This is a genomic window from Candidatus Lokiarchaeota archaeon, assembly GCA_014730275.1.
GTDB lineage: Archaea > Asgardarchaeota > Thorarchaeia > Thorarchaeales > Thorarchaeaceae > WJIL01.
Genome location: WJIL01000096.1, coordinates 71,174 through 78,033 on the forward strand (window position 1 = coordinate 71,174; position 6,860 = coordinate 78,033).

Here is a 6,860-nt window from a genome sequence, read left to right on the forward strand (position 1 = left end):
GCTGCCACCGAGATGAAGCTAACCCAGTGTTATGCCAAAATTTGCCATTTACAAGGGGGATTACTGTTCAGGGTTTGAACATCGAATATGCAGAGATAAACCTATGCCCCCGGTTACTGCTTCTGCACCAATGCCACCGATAAATCTCCGAATTACGAGCTATTTTGAAATCTCAGTAAGTTTCTCACGCCATTCCCGGATTTCGCTATTTAGTCTGGCTATATCATTCTCGTTAAGCGTCGCCGTTGGAGGATAGGATTTCAGCTCATTGGCTCGTTTGCCCAGTTTGAATAGTACGGGAGTATGCGTATCTATTATGTTTGTGAGCTGATCTCTAACGGATTCTATTGCGGCAGCCATTTCATTGGCTTCTACATCAGCATCCACCATATCAAGTAGATGTTGCATCAATGAATCAAGATCCTCGGGCATATCGCTCTTGGGCTCATCTACTTCTTCTTCGTTCTCATTCTCTGAGACGGTTTCTTCCTTCTTCTTCTGCTGCTTGGCAGAGCCGGTGTTCAGATTGTCGGTGGCCTCTTCGACTAGCTCAATGGTTTCATCAACTTTGTCTAAGGTTTTGTTGTACTTACGCTCAATATCATCGAGTTGTCGTACAATTATACCCACTATCTCCTTAGTATCTTCTATCGAAGTGTTTAGATCATGAAAACGATCTTCCAGGCCAGACAAATCCGCAATATAGGTTTCGAGGCTGTCAATTTTCTTCCGGATTACATCAGACTCGCTGGAATCCTTAAGCTTATTCATAGTATTACCAAGACCCACAACTGAACCAAGCAGGTCTTCGATTTTTTTCTCAAATTCCGCTCTCCCTTCCTCAATTCTGGAATCGATTGATTCGAGTTTCTCGGCAATATCCTCCTCGCTCGTTAATTCCGAGAGCTGATCATGGAGGTTGTCAAACTGTTCCTCTGAAATCCCCTTCGAGGTATCAAGTTCATCTTTCACATCGGTTAGCGAAATCAGAATCTCGTCAAGCTTTTTGAACATGACGTCTGTTTCCTTGGACTCGCTCATTTCTTTGACAAGATCATTCACGTTGCCAATTTTCTCATTCGTTTCTTCGAGGGTTGAAAGAGGGGAAAGATCATCTTTGATAGAATCTACTTTCGAGTCAAGAGCATCTTGTTGTTTTTCGATACTGCCGCTCATTTCATCTAGTTTTTTGTGAAGAGCGGTTTCTTGCAAGTCTAATTTCTTCGAAATATCAGGAATCTCTTCAACACTACTTACTTTCTTCTCCATGGTCTTGAGCTGCTCATTGAGAGCTTCAACATCTTCCAATTTTGATGTAGAAGTGGATAGTTTCTCTACTTCACCACGAAGCTCAGTAACTTCAGTAATGAGTTTGTCCAGCTTCTTTTCCATATCCTTGGCTATTTTGTTATCCTCTTTGGCGGGCAATTTATTCCCCTACCTGCAGCTTCTGTTTGCTTGTTTTTATCCTCCGTATTTAGCCTTTCGGAAAAAAAGAGGGTTGCTTTCCGATTACCTTTATGTTGCATTATCGCACAATGGATCACAAATCACGAGCCCGCAGAAGGTCTAGTCCCTGTTCGTCTAACATGGGTAATAGAGTATCTCGCTGGGTTGAGTTCGTCCCTTTCCAATCGATAATCGCGGCCTTGACTGGTTCCGCAGATCGTTCAGCCATGAGTTTGACAACTTCTGATGTCAAATCATCCATAGCATACTTGGGAGCCATATGTCCCATGGCAAGACCTTCTTCCAGCACCACTTTGTTGAACATGCTTGCATAATGCGTGCCACCAAATCCAATGTAGGCAGAATCACCGATAGATTCTCTTGCACACCTCATAACTGCTGCTGCTACTGCTGCTGCTCCGCCTTCGTGATGCCAGTACTCTTCATCGCTTCCAAGTTCAACAAACAGCATCGGTGTATCCATTCTTGTGGGTCCATGATGCGTAACTTCTAGTGACACATCGAACTCCTCAAGATTCCGAGAATTGCGTTGATTATAGAGTTCCTTGAATGCTGTTCGCACAAGAGAAGCGGCAGAAACAGACAATCGATATGGTTCACCACCGTATTTTGCTTCTGGACCGAGGTTTCCTGTGCTATGTACAAGCAGAGAGGGTCTCCCGGATTTAGATCGGTGACGAGAACAGAAAATGAAGGCGTCTGCTTCAAAGCGTTCTTCGAGGTGGTTAGTATGAATCAGATCTCTTTCAGTGGTAATGAGGAGTAGGTTATCATCCAGTGCAAATATTGGGTTTTCTTCGAATTCTTCATTGGTTTTTCCGAATCCGTATTCAGTGAGGAGGACATTCTTGATGGTTTGAGATGCAATATCTTTCTCGGAGGTTACAAGAATCCTCAATCTGTATCAACTCGACAAAGCTTGAGCAATGGTTCTAAAGTGGTTCCAACCTTGATTTCGATTTCCTCACCAAATGCTTTCTGAAGATCCTTTTCTATTCGAATCTTGTATAATTTGACTTTCTTGAGTTGCTTGATAATGTCATCCCGCACCCTAAGCAAGTCATTCTTGTGATACTCGAGGTTTTTCTTGGCCTCCTCAACATTTTCTTTCAATTCATCCCTACGAGAATAAACATCAGAATCAGCGTATTCTCTCCGTTTCCTTTCGATTTCCTTTGCTTCCTCTTGGAACTCAAGAAGGGCACCTTCCTCAATCTTCTCAGCTTCTTCAACAGCCCGACGCATTAGTCGATCCTTTAGGGGAAACGCTTCTTTATCAACAGCCTCTTTCAAGCCCTTCAAGCCGGAGATAAGGTGAGGGTATCCATCGGGATCGCTGACAATAGCTTCGTACGGATCCTCAAAGTAATCATTGAGCGCTTTCTGGCCTTGCGGCGGCACTCGTACACCTGTATCGTGCTGCAGGAACTTCTTCACGGGTTTCTTCAAGGTGTTCAACTGCATTCTCAGAACACTTGCAAGATGATCCGCATCATCATCTAGTGTGAGCAAATCAGCCACATTGGAGCTTTCCTTGAATTTCTTGAATTCCTGTTTTGCCTCCTCATATTCTTCTGCTGCTGTCTTGATTTTGCCCCTTTTCAAACGAATCTCCTTCTCAAACTTCTCGCGGCTATGAGATAAATCTCGCAAGGTATCAATGCGGTCACCAATTCGCTCAACAGCTCCCACCCATTTGTATTCATACAGCAGTTTACCGATTTTCTTAACTTCAACTGAGAGCTCTTTCATCATTCTATCAAGTTGCTTGATGATGCCCTTGTAGCGTGTATCCATACGCTTGATCCATCTTGCTCCAGCACCCCAAATGTCTTCAATCAGGTGGCGAATCTCTTCCTGCATTTCCTCGGTGCTTTCGTGCGTTATTTCCTCATCAACATCAAAATCAGCAACTACTTCGTTGATTTTGCGAGCAAACCTGGTAGCTATTGCAGTAGATTCGTCATCATCATCTTCGCTCTCCTCAAGCAATTCTTCAGCAAGTTGTTCCATGTCTTTCAGAGTTCGATCAACAGATTCATAGCTCTTCTTGGCCTCTTCGCGGAAATCACTGGATTTCTCTGCGAGCTGCTCGCGATACCATTCATCGAGCTCGTCCAAACGGAGTTCTTTCATGCAGCTTCCACCTAATCGAGTCAAGGGCCTTTGCGAAGTTTATCAATTTTGTGAAGAGCAAACAATTGTTGCACGTTTGTGCACCCTTCTTTTGCCCACAATGGGGTCAATACTCTGAACATAGACTTATATCAAATATCAACCAGATTGCCTTCACAAATCAGTGATGAAAGATGTCTGAGACTCTGAAAACAGGAAGCAATGTCCCACGCATAGACGTGGTTTATCGCGTCGAATGCTCATCATGAGGTAAGGGTCGCAGGGGATTCTATGTTAAGGAGCTCAGCTTGGTCGAAACTGAAGAAATGGAAAGCGAACTATTGCGGAATCCGGCTGGGTATAAGAGCGGATTTTGGACATCCTTCGTAGTAGACGACAAGGTTGTCATAACGGAATCTACCGAGGAAATGGATGTCTTCTCCATCAAATCAATAGACAAGAAGGAAGGATCAGTCAAGGTGCACCTAGGATATACATCAAGTGATGAAGGCAGCCTTGGACTTGACTTTGAAGTAGAGCTAATGACTTTTGAAAAGCCATTCATGCTTATGAGACATTCCACGATAAACAAAAGCTCTTCGAGACTTGAGGATTTGGTGGTGTACCATTTCATGGATTTTGATGTGGGAGGCCCCAAGAGCTACAAGGATGATATTGGGGAATATGATTCAAACAACCATATGATGCATCTATGGGATGAAAATCCATTGCATGTTACTCTGAGCTCTTCAACTGAACCAGATGGATGGGAGATTTCACCCCCGACCAAGCTCAACATAGAAGAAAGCAATCGCGATCTCAAGAAGAACTCTATACTCGGTCCGCGAGACGTAGCAGTGGCCCTCCAATGGAATCTTGGTAGGCTAGAGATAGACGAGAAGCGAACTGTAGAGGCCCTTGTGACAGCAGCTAAGACAAAAGACGAAGCCATAGCACGGATTTCTGAAGCATGGGACTGGGTAAATCAGAACTTACGATGATACTGGTACGTAAAGCCTGGCAGTACCGGTTAAGTACGGAGTAGCCCTTCGAGTCTTCTGAAGCCCTAAAAAAGGAGGGGGGAAATCCCCCCTTATCTCAACCAAGATATTCAGCAAGCAACTCAGCACTATTTGTAAGTTTAGCCGGAAGGCCTTTGTTCTCCGAGTTGCCGCCTTCTAACAACCCCATATCCATCAACGTACGGAGGTTCCACTTAGCTGTAGAATACGGTACATCAGACCTTTCTGATAATAAGTCAGCAAGACCTGTTACCGTTAGCTCATGACCTCTCAGTAATTCTGCGCTTCTGCGAAGCACGAACTTCTGAGTGTCGGATAGTCTCTCCTCTGCCAAGTCAAAGAACGCTTGCGCAAGATTCTGAAAAGTAGGTTCAGTTCTCTTTGCTTTATGAGGACAGTCTTCACAAGTGGTTGCGCAGCTGGAGAATGCACTCTCTCCGTGGCTTGATTTCGTAGTCACCTTCTGCTGCGCTGACCCGACGTGGATGGGCAGGCAATGCGGATGTGGATTCACTACCCATTTCGCTTTGTCACCTCTTAGATTTAGTGAGATAGAGATAGAAACCATCCGTTTATAAATTTGGTTAGACGGGGAATGAATCAAAAATCATCTACACAAGGCAAACCAGGCCCTGCTCTGAGATTCTGTTATCAAAGAACAGAACCGAATTATCGCATTTCTTCGGGTATCTCTCGCCCACGTTCTCGGAGCTTAGAGAAACCTTCGCTGTAGAGGCTCATATGGTGTCGTATGTCTTCTTCAATCTCTGCAAGCTTCTCAAGGTGCAGCTGCACAGCATCAAGACCCTCTTCTTCATAGTCTTCCATCATGTGCGTGAATACATCGCTCATTTGAAGCATCGATTCCTCAAGTCGAATGCTCAGGTCAATCATAGACTGGACTATTTTGAGTGATCCTTCTTCGGATAGCTGTGCCATGAAATCCTCAAGCGCTATTCGTGCTTGCCGAGCACTATCAATCCTGCCAGGAATAATCTCATCCCGCATAGTATGCATCCACCCCAGTCGCTCACTATGAGTAAGAGTTCGAAGCTCTTTAATCGAGAAATAGGTGGTCCATGGTGCAAACTCGGAACTCTCGTAATCTATCCAATCCTCAAAGGCATCGATTACCAATGCCCAACCATCTTCGGAAGCTGACATATCACATCTGCATGTTAATGAACATCGTAGGTTATAAAACGAACCCAAAACCCTCACATGACAATGAACAACCAATCCACCGACATAATGCTCGATATTCTAGAGCAATGTAAGGAAGATGGCAAAATACCCCATCCAAAAGAGGATCATACCCGTTTTCTGATGGCCAACGGTATGGGTCAGAAGAAAGAGGATGGATGGCTTGTCTCACGGGAAGAAAGGATAGACATCTCCATGGCCCTCATGGCAGAAGGTGTTGACGCGGAAAAAGTCGTCCAACACATGACCTGGAAGGACTTCGAAGGGCTGGTTGCAGGAATACTGGAAAGGAATGGCTATCGGTGTATCGAAAGCTTCCGTCGCATCGGAAATGAAGAAATAGAGGGAATGGAGATCGACGTTATAGGGGTCAAGGAACGAAAGATCCTCTCAGTAGACGCGAAAATGTGGGGAATTCGAAAGGGCAAGGCTTCTGCGCTCAAATCAGCAGCAGAAGACCAATTCGATAGAACGGAACGCCTTGGAAATCACCTTGACACGGTCTCTCAGAAAATCGGTGGACTGGAGCCGGGAGACTACGAGTTGACACCCGTCCTCGTTACCTGGTTCGTAGAGGATATTCAATTTCATGAGGGGATACCTATGGTGCCTGTATTCAAACTCAATTCATTTGTCCTTGAATTGGATCGCTATCACAGCCTGATTAAGCACCTAGAAGGCTCCTTCAAAGGCGGTCAGCAGACACTTCAGTAACCAAGATGAAAATGACTACCCTCAGTGAGCTTCACCTTTTTATGGTGACATGTTCCTCCATCAGCTAGCACTACCAAATAATCCGAGGTAAAACAAATGGCTAGAATGAAATTCGGCCTCGTATATCACGAGAATGTGAATAATTGGGCTACCAAAAGCCTGCGTGAGAAGATAGAAGAGAAAGGACACGAGGCAAAGCCATTTCGCCTTACGGACGTTGCTGCCCAGGTGCCGAATCGATTCACCTACTTGGACGAGGAAGATATCTCGGACATGGACGGTGTTGTGCTTCGAACCGTCGGCTTTGGCACAGGAGACCAAATCACCTTTCGAATC

The 6,860-nt window shown here is 45.0% G+C and carries 8 protein-coding genes; 3 read left to right on the forward strand and 5 right to left on the reverse strand.

What is annotated here, in order from left to right; genetic code table 11:
- Positions 1–159: 159 nt before the first annotated feature.
- The 3 genes from GF309_11020 to GF309_11030 form a co-directional block, all read right to left on the reverse strand.
- The gene (locus tag GF309_11020; GenBank protein MBD3159310.1) at positions 160–1,428 is read right to left on the reverse strand and encodes a hypothetical protein; all 1,269 of its coding nucleotides are present in this window, start codon (positions 1,426–1,428) and stop codon (positions 160–162) included.
- A 115-nt stretch (positions 1,429–1,543) separates the two neighbouring features.
- Positions 1,544–2,368 (reverse strand): hypothetical protein, encoded by an 825-nt coding sequence (locus GF309_11025; GenBank protein ID MBD3159311.1) that lies wholly within the window; start codon positions 2,366–2,368, stop codon positions 1,544–1,546.
- Positions 2,365–3,606, reverse strand: a complete 1,242-nt coding sequence (locus GF309_11030) for a hypothetical protein (GenBank protein MBD3159312.1) — start codon at positions 3,604–3,606, stop codon at positions 2,365–2,367. Before GF309_11030 ends, GF309_11025 begins: the two co-directional genes overlap by 4 nt.
- Positions 3,607–3,893: 287 nt before the next feature.
- Between GF309_11030 and GF309_11035 the strand changes: the two genes are divergently transcribed.
- A complete protein-coding gene (locus tag GF309_11035) occupies positions 3,894–4,586 on the forward strand; it encodes a hypothetical protein (GenBank protein ID MBD3159313.1) in 693 nt (230 codons plus the stop codon).
- A 97-nt stretch (positions 4,587–4,683) separates the two neighbouring features.
- Here the strand turns inward: GF309_11035 and GF309_11040 are convergent, their stop codons facing one another.
- Together GF309_11040 and GF309_11045 are read right to left on the reverse strand one after the other, a co-directional pair.
- Positions 4,684–5,067: a hypothetical protein gene (locus GF309_11040; protein ID MBD3159314.1), complete on the reverse strand. Its 384-nt coding sequence runs from the start codon at positions 5,065–5,067 to the stop codon at positions 4,684–4,686.
- 209 nt (positions 5,068–5,276) lie between these two features.
- Entirely contained in the window at positions 5,277–5,771 is a 495-nt protein-coding gene (locus GF309_11045; GenBank protein ID MBD3159315.1) for a hypothetical protein, read from the reverse strand.
- A gap of 57 nt (positions 5,772–5,828) precedes the next feature.
- Between GF309_11045 and GF309_11050 the strand changes: the two genes are divergently transcribed.
- Together GF309_11050 and GF309_11055 are read left to right on the forward strand one after the other, a co-directional pair.
- On the forward strand, positions 5,829–6,524 hold the full coding sequence (locus GF309_11050) for a hypothetical protein (GenBank protein ID MBD3159316.1): 696 nt from the start codon (positions 5,829–5,831) through the stop codon (positions 6,522–6,524).
- A gap of 96 nt (positions 6,525–6,620) precedes the next feature.
- On the forward strand, positions 6,621–6,860 hold a 240-nt coding region (locus GF309_11055; GenBank protein ID MBD3159317.1), incomplete at its 3' end, for a hypothetical protein.

Excerpts from the sequence above, each read along its gene's own strand:
- GF309_11045 (MBD3159315.1), bottom strand. The coding sequence starts at position 5,771 with ATGTCAGCTTCCGAAGATGGTTGGGCATTGGTAATCGATGCCTTTGAG.
- GF309_11050 (MBD3159316.1), top strand. The coding sequence starts at position 5,829 with ATGACAATGAACAACCAATCCACCGACATAATGCTCGATATTCTAGAG.
- GF309_11030 (MBD3159312.1), bottom strand. The coding sequence starts at position 3,606 with ATGAAAGAACTCCGTTTGGACGAGCTCGATGAATGGTATCGCGAGCAG.